Here is a 12,928-nt window from a genome sequence, read left to right on the forward strand (position 1 = left end):
GGCGCTGCCGGCCTGATGCACCCGAGAGGACCGATGACATGACCAACGACAACACCACCACAAGCGGGTTGGCGTTCGACATCCAGCTCTCCGACCGGCGGCGGACCCCGCAGGAACGAGAAGCGCTGCTGGAGAGTCCCGGGTTCGGCCAGGTGTTCACCGACCACATGGTGAGCATCCGCTACACCGAGGGCAAGGGCTGGCACGACGCCAGGCTGGAGCCGTACGGCCCGCTCAGCCTGGACCCGGCCACGGCCGCCCTCCACTACGCCCAGGAGATCTTCGAGGGGCTCAAGGCCTACCGCCACCCGGACGGCTCGCTGGCCTCCTTCCGGCCGGAGGCCAACGCGGCCCGCTTCAACCGCAGCGCGGCGCGCATGGCGATGCCCGAGCTGCCCGAGGAGCTCTTCCTCGAATCCATCAAGCTCCTCCTCGAGCACGACGGCGACTGGGTTCCCGGCAAGCCCGACTTCAGCCTGTACCTGCGCCCGTTCATGATCGCCACCGACGTGGGCCTGGGCGTCAACCACCCCTCCCGCAGCTACCTGTTCCTGCTCATCGCCTCGCCGGTCGGCTCCTACTTCTCGGGCGGCATCAAGCCGGTCACGGTGTGGCTGTCCAAGGACTACACCCGGGCGGCACCGGGAGGCACCGGCGCGGCCAAGTTCGCGGGCAACTACGCGGCGAGCTTCCTCGCCCAGGCCCAGGCCGTGGAGAAGGGCTGCGACCAGGTCGTCTGGCTCGACGCCCGCGAGCACCGCTGGGTGGAGGAGATGGGCGGCATGAACCTGTGGTTCGTGTTCGGCTCCGGCGAGAACGCCCGCCTGCGCACCCCGGCGCTCACGGGAACGCTGCTGCCGGGCATCACCCGGGACTCGCTGCTGACCCTGGCCCCCGACCTGGGCATCCCGGCCGAGGAGAAGCCGGTCTCCACCGACGAGTGGCGCGAGGCCGCCGAGTCGGGCGAGCTCACCGAGGTCTTCGCCTGCGGCACGGCGGCGGTCGTCACCCCGGTCGGCTTCGTCAAGAGCGACGAGGGCGGTTTCACCGTCGGTGACGGCACCCCCGGCCCGGTGACCATGCGTCTGCGCGAGGAGCTCGTGGGCCTGCAGACGGGCCTGCGCCCCGACAAGTACGGCTGGATCACCCGCTTCTGATTCCCCGGGCCGCCCGGCAGGGCCGGGCGGCCCCCCGCATCCCCCGAGGTCACCTTGTCCGACAACCCCTGGCCCGTCCGCGTCGCGCTCCTGGCATCCGCGGGAGTCGTCGCGGCCGGCATCGCCTACGGAGCCGCGGGAACGGTCTCCGCGCTGAATCCGCCCCCCGCCCCTCCCACCACCTCCGAGGAGGACGGGCCCCCTCCCGAACGCGTCACCACGTCGCTGCTTCCGAGCCCTTCCGAAGAAGCGGAAGAGACGGAGGAGGCGGAAGAGCCCCGAGCAGCCCAGGAAGCCCCTGCGGCGGGCACCGCCCCGGGCACCGGAGGCGGCGACTCCGGCAGCAGCGGCGGCGGTACGGGCGGCAGCGTCCCGCAGAGCGGGGAAGGGGGCGCCGACCCCCGCGAGCAGATCCTGAACGACATCCTCAACTCCCCGCAGCCGCGACCTCCCCTGGAGAACCTCTGCGACCAGGCCTGTGTCGACGCCCACCGCGAGGCACAGGAAGAGGCGGTGGTCCCCGAAACGGCGGCGCCCGGCCCCGAGAACTGAGACCTCGGACGGGTGCGGCGGGGGCCGGACCTCCCTTTGTGTCCGGAGAGGGAAATCACAGTCTCGGTGGGTGAGACGATCGGGCTCTGAACTCCGGTTCTTCCGTTCCCGTGTGGCACACTGAGCGCATGCCGTCTCAGGTTCTCATTATCGTGAGGCGCGCCGGCTGACCGCGGACATCGCCGGCGCGCCGACCTCTCGTGTCCACGAGGGGTCTTTTTTGTTGGCGCGTCCCGGTCGGCCCACCACAGCATCCACCTTCGGGAGTCCACCCATGAGGGACGACAGTTTCCACGTCTTCGACACCACGTTGCGCGACGGGGCCCAGCGCGAGGGGATCAACCTCCGGGTCTCCGACAAGCTGGCCATCGCCCAGCTGCTGGACGACTTCGGGGTGGCGTTCATCGAGGGAGGGTGGCCGGGGGCGAACCCCAAGGACACCGAGTTCTTCCAGCGCGCTTCACGAGAGCTGACGCTGAGGCACGCGCAACTCACCGCGTTCGGCGCGACCCGCCGGGCCGGTGGGAAGGCCGCCGACGATCCCCAGGTGGCCGCCCTGCGCGACAGCGGCGCACCGGTCGTCACCCTTGTCGCCAAGAGTGACGACCGGCACGTCGAACGCGCACTGCGCACGACCCTCGACGAGAACCTCGCCATGGTCGCCGACACGGTGTCCTACCTGCGCGAGCACGGACAGCGCGTGTTCGTGGACTGCGAGCACTTCTTCGACGGCTACCGCCACAACCCCTCGTACGCGCTCGACGTCGTGCGCGCCGCCGCCGAGGCCGGCGCCGACGTCGTCGTGCTGTGCGACACCAACGGGGGCATGCTCCCCTCCGACGTCTTCCGCACCGTCACCGAGGTGCGCGAGGCGACCGGCGCCCGACTGGGCGTCCACGCCCAGGACGACACCGGCTGCGCGGTCGCCAACACCCTCGCCGCCGTCGAGGCGGGCGCCACCCACGTGCAGTGCACCGCCAACGGCTACGGCGAGCGCGTGGGCAACGCCAACCTCTTCTCCGTGGTGGGGGCGCTGGCCCTCAAGCACGGCCGCGACGTCCTGCCCGAGGGCTGCCTGGGCGAGATGACGCGGGTCTCGCACGCCATCGCCGAGATCGTCAACCTGGCGCCGGACACCCACCAGCCCTACGTGGGGGTGTCGGCGTTCGCGCACAAGGCGGGCCTGCACGCCTCCGCCATCAAGGTCGACCCCGACCTGTACCAGCACACCGACCCCGAGCTGGTCGGCAACTCCATGCGCATGCTCGTCTCCGACATGGCCGGGCGCGCCTCGATCGAGCTCAAGGCCAAGGAGTTGGGCCTGGACCTGTCCGGGGACCGCACCCTGTCGGGCCGGGTGGTGGACCGGGTCAAGGGCCTGGAGCTGTCCGGCTACAGCTTCGAGGCGGCCGACGCCTCCCTGGAGCTGCTGCTGCGCGAGGAGATGGGCCGGCCGGTCCGCTACTTCGGGACCGAGTCGTGGCGGGTCCTCACCGAGCGCCGCCCGCGCAAGGACACGAGCCCGCTGACCAGCGAGTACGAGAGCCTCACCGAGGCGACCGTGAAGCTGACGGTCAAGGGCGAGCGCGTCATCGCCACCGCGGAGGGCAACGGCCCGGTCAACGCGCTGGACCGTGCGCTGCGCTCCTCGATGGAGGGTGTCTACCCCGAGCTGGCACGGCTGGAGCTGACCGACTACAAGGTCCGCATCCTGGAGGGCAGCTCGGGCACCAACGCCATCACCCGCACGCTCATCACCTTCGGCGACGGCGCGGGGGAGTGGACCACGGTGGGCGTGGGCGCCAACGTGGTGGACGCCTCGTGGGTCGCCCTGGAGCAGGCCTTCACCTACGGCCTCCTCCGGCAGGGCTACCCCCAGGAGTAGACCCTGCGGCGAGGGGCCCTCCGTCCGAACCCGAGAACCGGACAGAGGGCCCCTTTTGTGTACCCATTTCCCTGGAGGCAACTTTGAGTGAGTAAGTGCTTACCTGCAAGCCATAGACCGTGTGTCCCACATCACCCGATACTTCAACCTTTGGGAAAGTGCGCGGACACGAACGGTGAAAAGTGCTGGTCATAACCCGGATGCGTTCTCGTGTTGGGAGCCGGTTCTCCTCGGCGAGGAGCGCAGGTCACCTGCCCCATGAAGACTGCGGGACGTGTCTTCACCCACCATCCCCCGGGGAAGGGAGGCGCGCGTGACCGCACCGGCACCCCCGTCCCCCGCCCCGCCGCGCGCCCGCTCCGAGAGGTTCGGGGAGACCGCGCTGGCGTGGGGCTTCCTCGCCCCCTCCCTCGCGGTCTTCGCGCTCTTCCTCGTCTATCCGCTCGGCCGGACCGTCTACCTGTCGCTGCACGGCAACGACATCATCGGACGCCCCGACCGGTTCGTCGGACTCGGCCACTTCGCGGAGATGGCCTCGCCCGAGTTCGGCCAGGTGCTGCTGACCACCCTGCTCTTCACCGCCGGAACCGTCGTGCCCGGTGTGGCGGGGGCACTCGCCGTCGTTCTCCTCCTCGAAGGGGTGATCCGCGGGCAGCGCCTGCTGCGCGGTGCCTTCGCGCTCCCGTTCGCCTTCTCGGTGGCCAGCGCCTCGGTCGTCTTCACCGTCTTCTACAGCCCCGGCAACGGCGTGCTCAACGGCATCCTGTACCGGCTCGGACTCGACCAGGTCCCCTGGCTCACCTCCCAGGAGATGGCCCTGTGGTCCGTGTGCATCACCACGGTGTGGATGAACCTCGGCTACGGGGTGCTCGTCCTCGCCGCGGGGATCGGCTCCATCCCCAGGGAGGTCAACGAGGCCGCCCGCATCGACGGCGCCACCGGCGTCCGGCTCGCCCGGCACGTCACCGTGCCGCTGCTGGGGCCCCAGCTGTTCTTCCTCGTCGTGATCTCCACGATCAACGCCCTGCAGAGCTTCGGCCAGATCCACATCCTCACCAGGGGCGGCCCCGTCGGCTCCACGACCACCCTCGTCTACTCGATCTTCGAGGACGCCTTCGCCTACAGCACGAGCGACTTCGGCCGGGCCAGCGCCCAGGCCCTCGTCCTCCTCCTGGTGGTCCTGGTGTGCACCGCGGTCCAGTTCGGCGTCATCGAGCGGAAGGTGCACTACGCATGAGCACGACAGCCGAGGCGCCCCGCCGCCGGATCCGGCCGGGACAGGTGCTCGGCCGCGCCGGCGCCCACCTCCTCCTGGCACTGCTGCTGGTGCCGGTCCTCTTCCCCGTCTACTACGCGTTCGCCGGCGCCCTCATGGCTCCGCACGAACTCTCCAGGTTCCCCGCGCAGCTGGTCCCCACCGGCCTGCACACGGACAACATCCGGGGCGCCCTGGAGGCGGTCCCGCTCGTGCGGATGTACGCGAACTCGCTGACCATGGCCGGCGTCATCACCGCGGCCCAGCTGATGACCTCGGCCCTGGCCGCCTACGCCTTCGTGTTCCTGCGCTTCCGCGGCAGCGCCGTGGTGTTCGCCCTGTTCCTGTCCACGCTCATGGTCCCGGGCGAGGCGACCTTCATCCCCAACTACCTCACCATCTCCGCCTGGGGCCTGGCGGACACCTTCGCCGGCCTGGTGCTGCCCTTCCTCGCCTACGCGTTCGGCACGTTCCTGCTGCGCCAGAGCTTCCGGCAGTTCCCCCGCGAGCTCTACGACGCGGCGCGCATGGACGGCATGGGCCACCTGCGGTTCCTGTGGACGATCCTGCTGCCCCTGAGCCGGCCCTCGCTCCTGGCCGTGGGCGTCTACGTGTTCATCACCAGCTGGAACATGTACTTCTGGCCGCTGATCATCACCCGCAGCACCGAGATGCAGACCCTCCAGATCGGCCTCAACAGCCTCAAGACAGGCGAGTCGACCGACCCCGGACTCCTCCTGGCCGGCGCCGCGCTCTCCGTTCTGCCCACCCTCGCCCTCGTGATCCTCGGACAGCGCTTCATCGTCCGCGGCCTCACGGCGGGCGCGGTCAAGTAGCGACCCCGCCGCATCCGACCCCGAACCAGAAAGCGAAGTGTGACCATGGGTCTGTCCCCCAGACGGCACGCGACCGGTGCCGCCGCCCTGGCCGCGAGCCTCGGCCTGCTCCTCAGCGGCTGCTCCGGTGAGGAGGGCGGCTCCGGCGGAGACCTCTCCGCCCCCGGCCCCGAGGTCCTGGAGAACCTGGACGCCCCCGTCGAGGTCGAGTTCTGGCACAGCATGGACGCCACCAACGGCCAGGTGCTCGACGGCCTCATCGAGGACTTCAACGCGCAGAACGAGGGCCGGATCGAGGTGACCGGCTCCTTCCAGGGCGACTACGACACCGCGCTGGCCAACCACCGCGCGGCCATCCAGCAGGGCGAGACCGCCGAGCTCGTCATGGTCTTCGACCTGGGCACCCAGTTCATGATCGACACCGGCCAGACCGTTCCCGCCCAGGAGTTCCTCGACGCCGACGGCTACGACACCTCCTCCATCGAGGGCGCGCTGCTCAACTACTTCACGGTGGACGGGCAGCTCCGGTCCTTCCCGTTCAACAACTCCACCCCGCTGATGTACGTCAACCGGGACGCCTTCGAGGAGGCCGGACTCGACCCCGACGCCCCTCCCGCCACCCTGGCGGAGATCCGCGAGGCCGCCGAGCGGCTCACCGTCCGCGACGACGACGGCAACGTCGTCCGGTACGGCTTCGGCGCCTCCGTCTACGGCTGGTTCATCGAGCAGTTCATGGCCCGCGCCGGCGTTCCGTACTGCGACGGCGCCAACGGCCGCTCCGCACGCGCCACCGAGGTCCTGTTCGACGACCCGAAGGTCGTCGAGACGGTCGAGTGGTGGAAGGACATGATCGAGGACGGGCTCGCCGTCCAGATCGGCCGCAACACCGCCGACGGCCAGGCCGCGTTCACCTCCGGCCGCGCCGCGATGACCCTGGAGTCCACCGGTTCGCTGGGCGGCTTCATCGAGCAGTCCGACTTCGAGGTGGGCGCCGGCTACTTCCCGCTCGTCGAGGAGGGGGACCCCGGCGGTTCGATCATCGGCGGCGCCTCCCTGTGGATCAATGGGGAGGGCCACACCGAGCAGGAGGTCCGCGCCTCCTGGGAGTTCGTCCAGTTCCTGCTGACCCCCGAGTCGCAGTCCGTCTGGCACGCCGGCACCGGCTACCTGGCGGTCAACACCGAGGGGTACGAGGGCGAGGAGGCCCGGGCACGGGCCGAGGAGTTCCCGCAGTTCGCGGTCGCGGCCGACCAGCTCGCCGACTCCCGGATCGACGAGAACACCGCCGGCTGCATGATGGGCGTCATGTCCGAGGCCCGCGCCGCGGCCGAGGAGGGGTGGGAGACGGCCCTGACCAGCGATACCCCGGCCGCCGAGGCGATGTCCGCCGCCGCGGACGGGCTGGACACCTCCATCGAGGAGTACAACGCCTCCGTCGAGTAGCGGTCGCCGGGGCGGGCCGGGGGAGCCCCGGCCCGCCCCGGGAGCCGGCCTCAGTCCTCGGAGTCGTTGCCGGGGTGGACCCAGCCGTTGGCCTCGCAGCCCTGGAGGCCGAAGGTCTGCTGCTGCATCACCGGGGCGGCCTCGCCCTCACCGGGGCAGGAGACGTGGCCGTGGCCCAGCGTGTGGCCGACCTCGTGGTTGATCAGGTAGATCCGGTAGGTCTCCAGGTCGCCCTCGAAGTGCGGGACGCCCGAGACCCAGCGGTTCTGGTTGATGACGGCGCGGTTGCCGTTGGCGCAGGACACGTACCCGTTGGTCTGCAGCGGGGCGCACAGCCGGTCGACGGTCGCGGGGGCGGCCAGCAGGACGCGGATGTCGGCGTCGCCGGAGTCCACCCTCCGCACGGACCGCTCGTCCTCGCCGCGCCAGCTGCGGGGGTCGCCCAGGACCTCCACCACCGCGTCGGCGAAGTCCTCGGCCTCGCCCGGCAGGCCGTCCTCGACCTCCACCGCGAAGGTCGTCAGCGGGCCCTCGCCCATGGTGTCGCTGCCGCCCTCCACGACGGTGAACTCGCCGTCGGCGGTGTCGACCTCCTCCTCGACCGAGCGGAGCAGGACCGGGAGTTCCTCCTCGGCCTCCGCGCCCTGCGGGCCCTCCTCCGGCTCTTCCCGCTCCCGGGGCCCGGCCTCCCCGTCGGACAGCGGTGCGGGCACGGAGGTTCCCGCGGGCGTTCCGGAGTCCTCCTGCGTCGGTGGAACGGCGACCATCAGCACGACGGCGACCCCCGAGACCGCGCACAGCGCCAGCGCGATCCCCGTGGGAAAGCGGCGGCGGGCATGGCGGCCACGGGACGGTTCCGTGGGTGAAGCGGACGTGGGCACGAGGTACCTCTCCAAGAGACCAGCGCGTCCCAGCATGCCAGAATCCGCAGGGCGCACCGGCCGACGCGGCGGTAGCCTTCAGACGCACAGCGTTCGATCTGGGGAGGAAACAGGTGCGTATCGCACGGTTCGCCGTCGGCGACGAGGTCGGGTTCGGCCTGGTGGAGGCCGATACCGACAGCGGTGAGGAGTTCGTGGCCCGGCTCAACGGGCACCCTCTGCTCGGCGACATCAAGCTGACGGGTGAACGGGCCAAGCTCTCCGACGTCCGCCTCCTGTCGCCCGTGCTGCCCACCAAGGTGGTGTGCATCGGCAAGAACTACGCCGACCACGTCGCGGAGATGGGCGGCACCACCGGGGAGGCCACCGAGGAGCCCGTGGTCTTCCTCAAGCCCTCCACCGCGGTCGCCGGGCCGAACGACCCGATCTTCCTTCCCCCGGTCTCCGAGCGGGTCGACCACGAGGGCGAGATGGCCGTCGTCATCTCCCGCCCGTGCCGGGAGGTGCCCCGCGAGCGGGTCAAGGACGTCATCTTCGGCTACACCGTCGCCAACGACGTCACCGCGCGCGACCTCCAGCGCAAGGACAACCAGTGGACCCGGGCCAAGGGGTTCGACTCCTTCTGCCCCATCGGGCCGTGGATCACCACCGGGCTGAGCATCGAGGAGGCGCAGGACCTGGCCCTCACCACCACGGTGGACGGCGAGCTCCGGCAGAGCGGGCGAACATCACAGTTCATCCACGACATCCCGGGCATGATCTCCTACATCACTTCCTTCATGACGCTGCTTCCCGGCGACGTCGTCCTCACCGGAACCCCGGCCGGGGTCGGACCGCTGGAGCCCGGGCAGGAGGTCGCGGTGACGGTGGAACGGCTCGGCACGATCACCAACCGGGTCGTGACCCGGGACTGAGACCCTCCTTCGGAGAAGCCGTACGCGCACGGGGCGGTCCGCCGGCCCGCCCCGTGGGCAGAGACAGAAAGCGTGGGACAACCGTGGCACCTCCCCGTCCTCGCCGCGGCGGAGTCCTGGCCCTGGCCGGAGTTCTCGCCCTCGCCCTCACCGCGGCGGGGGCGGTCCACTGGACGGCGTCGCGGGAAGAGAGCGAGTCCGCACCACCACCGGAGGCTCCCGTGACCGACCCCCGACGCATCATGCCGGCCGGTGACTCCATGACCCAGGGCGCCAACGGCGACCGGACGTGGCGCCTTCACCTGTGGCACCACCTGGAGCCGCACGTGGAGGGCCTGGAGTTCGTCGGCCCCTACTCCGACCCGGCCGGCCGGGACATGATCATCCCGGTCCCCACCACCGGGGAGGAGGCGGAGCACGCGTCCGCCGAACCGCTGGACCCCGAGGTGCTGGAGGAGCTGCGCGACGCCCCCTGGCCGGGCCTGGACGGCGACCCGGACACCCCCGAGTACCGCGATCCGGACTTCGACTCCCACCACAACGCCCTGTGGGGGCGCACCCTGCAGGACGCCTCGGCCACCATCCAGGAGGAGGTCCGGGTCCATCAGCCCGACGTGCTGTGCGTCATGATCGGCGTCAACGACCTCCTGTGGCCGGTCGGGAAGGAGGAGATGGAGAGCCGCCTGCGCAGCTACGTCGAGCGCGCCCGGGCGGGCAACCCGACCCTGCGCATCGTGCTCGCCGAGGTCCTGCCCATCGCGCTCGCCGACACCGACCCCGGCTTCGCCCTGCGGGTCTACGCCTACAACGAGATCGTCCGCGAGGTGGCCCAGGACATGTCCACCGACGCCTCGCCCGTGGTCAGCCTCGACATCGCCGGGCGCGAGAAGTGGGACGTGGCCGCCGACACCTACGACGGCACGCACCCCAACGCGCGCGGTGAGCTGAAGATCGCCGCGGCCTTCGCCGACGCGCTGTCGGCGGCCTACGGGATCGGGCCCGCCTACCCGCGCCCCCTGCCGGAGGAGCTCTGAGGGGAGCTCGCGCCTGATCAGGGCAGCGGCGGTTCGGCAATACCCTGGGATCCGTGACTGAGACTTCGATTCGTACCCGCTTCGCCCCGTCCCCCACGGGGATGTTCCACGTCGGCGGCGCCCGCTCCGCGCTCTTCAACTGGGCTCTGGCACAGCAGCAGCCCGAGGGGCGCATGGTGCTGCGCATCGAGGACACCGACGCCGCCCGCAACCGGCCCGAGTGGACCGAGGGCATCCTCCGCGCGCTGGCCTGGCTCGGCATCGGCGAGGGCGACCCGCACTTCGAGGGCCCCCTCTTCCAGTCGGCCTACGCCGACAAGCACCGGGAGACCGCCCAGGAGCTGTACAAGAACGGCAGCGCCTACTACTGCGACTGCACGCGTGAGCAGGTCGAGGAGCGCCGCGGCAACCCGCACCTGGGCTACGACGGCTTCTGCCGCGACCGCGGCCTGGAGGCGGGCCCCGGCAGGGCCCTGCGCTTCCGCGTCCCCGAGGGCGGTCCCACGGTGGTCGACGACCGGATCCGGGGCCGGGTGGAGTTCGAGCACTCCGCCATCGAGGACTTCGTGATCGCCCGGGCCGACGGCTCGCCCCTGTTCGTGCTGGCCAACGTCGTCGACGACGTCGAGATGCGCATCACGCACGTCGTGCGCGGCGAGGAGCACCTGTCCAACACCCCCAAGCAGCAGCTGCTGTGGGAGGCGCTGGGCCACACCCCGCCGGTGTGGGCCCACCTGCCCGTCATCGTCAACGAGCAGCGCAAGAAGCTGTCCAAGCGCCGGGACAAGGTGGCCCTGGAGTCCTACCAGGAGGAGGGCTACCTGGCCGAGGCGATGGTCAACTACCTGATGCTGCTGGGCTGGGCGCCGGGCGAGGACCGCGAGATCATGCCGTGGTCGGAGATGGTCCCGCTGTTCGCCGTCGAGGACGTCAACAGCTCCAGCGCCTTCTTCGACGAGAAGAAGCTGCGCGCGTTCAACGGCGAGTACATCCGGGCGCTGGACACCGACGACTTCGCCGAGCGGTGCCGGCCGTGGCTGACCGGGGAGGACACCCCCTGGGACGCGGCCGACTACGACCCCGAGGTCTTCCGCGCGGTGGCGCCCCTCGCCCAGAGCCGGATCGCGGTGCTCTCCGAGATCGTGCCCAACGTCGACTTCCTGTTCCTGCGCGAGCCGGTCGAGGACGAGAAGAGCTGGTCCAAGGCCATGAAGCCGGGGGTGGGCCGGGAGATGCTGGAGGCCGCCCTGGAGCGCTACTCCGACACCGCCCTGGAGTGGAACGCCGAGGCCCTCAAGGCCGCCACCGAGGAGGCCGGCGCCTCGCTCGGGCTCAAGCTCGGCAAGGCCCAGGCCCCCGTGCGTGTGGCCGTCACCGGCCGCACGGTCGGCCTGCCGCTGTTCGAGTCGCTGGAGCTGCTGGGCCGCGAGCGCGTCCTGGAGCGCGTCTCGGCCGCCCTGGAGAAGCTGCGTGCCCAGGAGGCCGCCCAGTAGCGGAAGGGCCGCCGCAGGGGCCCGAGGGCCCCTGCGGCGGGGCGCCCCGGGCCGGGGTGGCGGGGTTCACCCCCGGGCCGCCTCGATTCCGGTTCGCGAGCACTCCGGATCTCCGCTAGAGTTGTCCATGTCGCCGAGGGGGACAAGGAAGCGAAAGCGGCCGAAATCCTCCGAAAGCACTGGGGTATGGTGTAATCGGCAGCACGACTGATTCTGGTTCAGTTAGTCTAGGTTCGAGTCCTGGTACCCCAGCGCAGCTCCGCGGAAGCGCGGAGAGCGCGGATCCCCAGGGATCCGAAGGTGCGCCCCCGTCGTCTAGTGGCCTAGGACGCCGCCCTCTCAAGGCGGTAACGGCGGTTCGAATCCGCTCGGGGGTACCACAGCAGGGGTTCTCTGCCGGAGAGCTTCTTCTGGCCGATGCGCGTCATCGGCAACCGGTGGCAGGTGCGGGCGATCGCACCACGACCGGCAGGCCCCCGTCGTCTAGTGGCCTAGGACGCCGCCCTCTCAAGGCGGTAACGGCGGTTCGAATCCGCTCGGGGGTACAGAGCACAGGCTCCATCCACAGGATGGGGCCTTTTGTCGTTCCCGGCCGGAAACGCCGGCCTCCGGGAGACCGTGCCGCGGCGATCCGGAGGGCACCGGACGGCGCGGAGGCCCTCCGGTGCTCCCCTCACCGCCTCAGCGGCCCTCGTAGTTGTGCAGGGCCTCGCTGATCCGCTCCGCGGCGGACAGCACCGCCTGGGAGTGGACCCGGCCGGGCGAGCGCGTCAGGCGCTCGATGGGGCCCGAGACCGACACGGCGGCGATCACGCGCCCGCCCGGCCCCGAGATCGGCGCCGAGACCGACGCCACACCCTGCTCGCGCTCGGCGACGCTCTGGGCCCACCGGCGGCGGCGCACCTGGACCAGGCTGGCCGCGGTGAAGCGCGCGCCGACGAGCGAGCGGCGGATGCGGTCGGGGTCCTCCCAGGCCAGCAGGACCTGGGCCGCGGAACCGGCGTTCATGGGCAGCTCGCTGCCGACCGGAACGGTGTCGCGCAGACCGCTGGTGCGCTCGGAGGCGGCCACGCACACGCGCAGATCGCCCTGGCGCCGGTAGAGCTGGGCGCTCTCCCCGGTCAGATCACGCAGCTGCACCAGCACGGGGGCGGCGACGGCGAGGAGCCGGTCCTCGCCCGTGGCGATCGAGAGCTCACCCAGGCGCGGGCCCAGGACGAAGCGGCCCTGGCTGTCCCTGGAGACCATGCGGTGGCGCTCCAGCGCCACGGCCAGACGGTGCGCGGTGGGCCGTGCCAGGCCGGTGATCTGCACCAGTTGGGCCAGGGATGCCGGCCCCGATTCCAGGGCGTCGAGGACAGACATCGTCTTGTCCAGGACACCAACACCGCTGGATGAGCTAGAGTTGTCCATGGCTTGATATTGCCGTCTCGATATTTGGAATGCAAATTCAGGCCGCAGTCCGCGCGCGGGCACAG

The 12,928-nt window shown here is 70.9% G+C and carries 11 protein-coding genes and 3 tRNA genes; 12 read left to right on the forward strand and 2 right to left on the reverse strand.

From position 1 onward, the window contains the following. The first annotated feature begins 38 nt into the window (after positions 1-38). From FHS13_RS11255 to FHS13_RS11280, 6 genes are all read left to right on the forward strand, one after another. Positions 39-1,157, forward strand: coding sequence for a branched-chain amino acid aminotransferase (locus FHS13_RS11255; RefSeq protein WP_184291282.1), 1,119 nt, complete (start codon positions 39-41; stop codon positions 1,155-1,157). A 54-nt stretch (positions 1,158-1,211) separates the two neighbouring features. Beyond that, a complete protein-coding gene (locus FHS13_RS11260) occupies positions 1,212-1,709 on the forward strand; it encodes a hypothetical protein (RefSeq protein WP_184291284.1) in 498 nt (165 codons plus the stop codon). 274 nt (positions 1,710-1,983) lie between these two features. Then, on the forward strand, positions 1,984-3,594 hold the full coding sequence (gene cimA / locus FHS13_RS11265) for a citramalate synthase (protein ID WP_184291286.1): 1,611 nt from the start codon (positions 1,984-1,986) through the stop codon (positions 3,592-3,594). 313 nt (positions 3,595-3,907) lie between these two features. Continuing rightward, the gene (locus FHS13_RS11270; protein ID WP_343064989.1) at positions 3,908-4,831 is read left to right on the forward strand and encodes a carbohydrate ABC transporter permease; all 924 of its coding nucleotides are present in this window, start codon (positions 3,908-3,910) and stop codon (positions 4,829-4,831) included. Beyond that, positions 4,828-5,685 carry a carbohydrate ABC transporter permease gene (locus FHS13_RS11275; RefSeq protein WP_184291288.1) on the forward strand — a complete coding sequence of 286 codons (858 nt, stop codon included), beginning with the start codon at positions 4,828-4,830 and terminating at the stop codon, positions 5,683-5,685. Before FHS13_RS11270 ends, FHS13_RS11275 begins: the two co-directional genes overlap by 4 nt. 45 nt (positions 5,686-5,730) lie before the next feature. Then, positions 5,731-7,128: an ABC transporter substrate-binding protein gene (locus tag FHS13_RS11280; RefSeq protein WP_184291625.1), complete on the forward strand. Its 1,398-nt coding sequence runs from the start codon at positions 5,731-5,733 to the stop codon at positions 7,126-7,128. 50 nt (positions 7,129-7,178) lie between these two features. Here the strand turns inward: FHS13_RS11280 and FHS13_RS11285 are convergent, their stop codons facing one another. Then, complete coding sequence (locus FHS13_RS11285) at positions 7,179-7,895, reverse strand: DUF3152 domain-containing protein (protein ID WP_246405203.1); 717 nt, start codon at positions 7,893-7,895, stop codon at positions 7,179-7,181. Between the two features lie 227 nt (positions 7,896-8,122). Here FHS13_RS11285 and FHS13_RS11290 point away from each other — a divergent pair, with 227 nt between their 5' ends. From FHS13_RS11290 to FHS13_RS11315, 6 genes are all read left to right on the forward strand, one after another. After that, the gene (locus FHS13_RS11290; RefSeq protein WP_184291292.1) at positions 8,123-8,923 is read left to right on the forward strand and encodes a fumarylacetoacetate hydrolase family protein; all 801 of its coding nucleotides are present in this window, start codon (positions 8,123-8,125) and stop codon (positions 8,921-8,923) included. 83 nt (positions 8,924-9,006) lie between these two features. Next, on the forward strand, positions 9,007-9,957 hold the full coding sequence (locus FHS13_RS11295) for a GDSL-type esterase/lipase family protein (RefSeq protein ID WP_184291294.1): 951 nt from the start codon (positions 9,007-9,009) through the stop codon (positions 9,955-9,957). A gap of 53 nt (positions 9,958-10,010) precedes the next feature. Further along, entirely contained in the window at positions 10,011-11,450 is a 1,440-nt protein-coding gene (gene gltX / locus FHS13_RS11300) for a glutamate--tRNA ligase (protein WP_184291296.1), read from the forward strand. Between the two features lie 180 nt (positions 11,451-11,630). Then, a tRNA-Gln gene (locus tag FHS13_RS11305) sits at positions 11,631-11,702 on the forward strand. 52 nt (positions 11,703-11,754) lie between these two features. Beyond that, positions 11,755-11,830, forward strand: a tRNA-Glu gene (locus tag FHS13_RS11310). Between the two features lie 92 nt (positions 11,831-11,922). Then, positions 11,923-11,995 (forward strand) — tRNA-Glu (locus FHS13_RS11315). 136 nt (positions 11,996-12,131) lie between these two features. Here the strand turns inward: FHS13_RS11315 and FHS13_RS11320 are convergent. Next, positions 12,132-12,815, reverse strand: a complete 684-nt coding sequence (locus FHS13_RS11320; RefSeq protein ID WP_281388771.1) for an IclR family transcriptional regulator — start codon at positions 12,813-12,815, stop codon at positions 12,132-12,134. Positions 12,816-12,928: the final 113 nt, after the last annotated feature.

It is taken from the genome of Nocardiopsis algeriensis (assembly GCF_014203695.1).
GTDB classification, from domain to species: Bacteria; Actinomycetota; Actinomycetes; order Streptosporangiales; family Streptosporangiaceae; genus Nocardiopsis; species Nocardiopsis algeriensis.

What these genes read in the sequence shown, in the direction of transcription:
- FHS13_RS11275 (WP_184291288.1), top strand. Translation starts at nt 4,828, where the DNA reads ATGAGCACGACAGCCGAGGCGCCCCGCCGCCGGATCCGGCCGGGACAG.
- FHS13_RS11285 (WP_246405203.1), bottom strand. Translation starts at nt 7,895, where the DNA reads ATGGTCGCCGTTCCACCGACGCAGGAGGACTCCGGAACGCCCGCGGGA.
- FHS13_RS11255 (WP_184291282.1), top strand. Translation starts at nt 39, where the DNA reads ATGACCAACGACAACACCACCACAAGCGGGTTGGCGTTCGACATCCAG.
- FHS13_RS11320 (WP_281388771.1), bottom strand. Translation starts at nt 12,815, where the DNA reads ATGTCTGTCCTCGACGCCCTGGAATCGGGGCCGGCATCCCTGGCCCAA.
- cimA (WP_184291286.1), top strand. Translation starts at nt 1,984, where the DNA reads ATGAGGGACGACAGTTTCCACGTCTTCGACACCACGTTGCGCGACGGG.
- FHS13_RS11280 (WP_184291625.1), top strand. Translation starts at nt 5,731, where the DNA reads ATGGGTCTGTCCCCCAGACGGCACGCGACCGGTGCCGCCGCCCTGGCC.